The organism is Streptococcus sp. HMSC077D04 (assembly GCF_001808785.1).
Taxonomy (GTDB): Bacteria; Bacillota; Bacilli; order Lactobacillales; family Streptococcaceae; genus Streptococcus; species Streptococcus mitis_BX.
Genome location: NZ_KV794437.1, coordinates 1 through 740 on the forward strand (window position 1 = coordinate 1; position 740 = coordinate 740).

At 28.9% G+C, this 740-nt stretch carries 2 protein-coding genes; both read left to right on the forward strand.

What is annotated here, in order from left to right:
* On the forward strand, nucleotides 1-311 hold a 311-nt coding region (locus HMPREF2701_RS00040), incomplete at its 5' end, for a hypothetical protein (RefSeq protein ID WP_261674379.1).
* Between the two features lie 103 nt (nucleotides 312-414).
* Nucleotides 415-639 carry a helix-turn-helix domain-containing protein gene (locus HMPREF2701_RS00045; RefSeq protein ID WP_070481733.1) on the forward strand — a complete coding sequence of 75 codons (225 nt, stop codon included), beginning with the start codon at nucleotides 415-417 and terminating at the stop codon, nucleotides 637-639.
* The last annotated feature ends 101 nt before the right edge of the window (nucleotides 640-740 follow it).

A 740-nucleotide genomic window follows, 5' to 3' on the forward strand; every position in this document is an offset into this window, starting at 1 on the left:
CCCAAATATCATATCTAGAGAATATGATTGAACAAGTCCAAAATAAAATTGATGATTTAACTAATTTAGAAGAAGTATTGTTGAATGATGCGAGAAATAGTTATGGAAATTTAGAAAATAGTATTCAAGGAAAAATTTCAGTAGATATAATAGAGAAGAACTTATACTTCTATAAAGGAAGAATTGAAAAACTGAAGGAGCAACATAGAGAAGCTTTAAATACATTTGAAATGTTTAATCGTACAATAAAGAACTACAAGAAATCAAAAAATATGAAATCTAACAAGGAAAAAGAGATACATATAGAGTAAATACTTTCCTAATAAGTATGTATAAAAGACTTTCGTGTGCCAATTTGTCACATTTCATAAAATAAGAAATCAACTATACTATACTTATTTTAGGAGACATTAGATGTTGAAAAGGATTAGAGATTTACGTGAGGATACTGATTTGACACAAGAATATGTTGCAAAAATAGTCTTAAATTGCACAAGATCAGCTTATTCTAAAATGGAATCAGGTAGCAGATTAATCTCTATAGATGACCTTGTCAAACTTGCAGATTTTTATAAGGTAAGTTTAGACTACCTTGTAGGTCGAGTGGATAATAAAGAAGGCTATTACTTCAAAAAGTAGTAAGTTAAGTGAGTACATTGACAATTGAATAATCCAAAATGGTACTTTCCTCATTTGTGGAGCAGTTTTGAATGGCTCGCCATGATAAGAGCGATATTAAA

Excerpts from the sequence above, each read along its gene's own strand:
- HMPREF2701_RS00045 (WP_070481733.1), top strand. The coding sequence starts at position 415 with ATGTTGAAAAGGATTAGAGATTTACGTGAGGATACTGATTTGACACAA.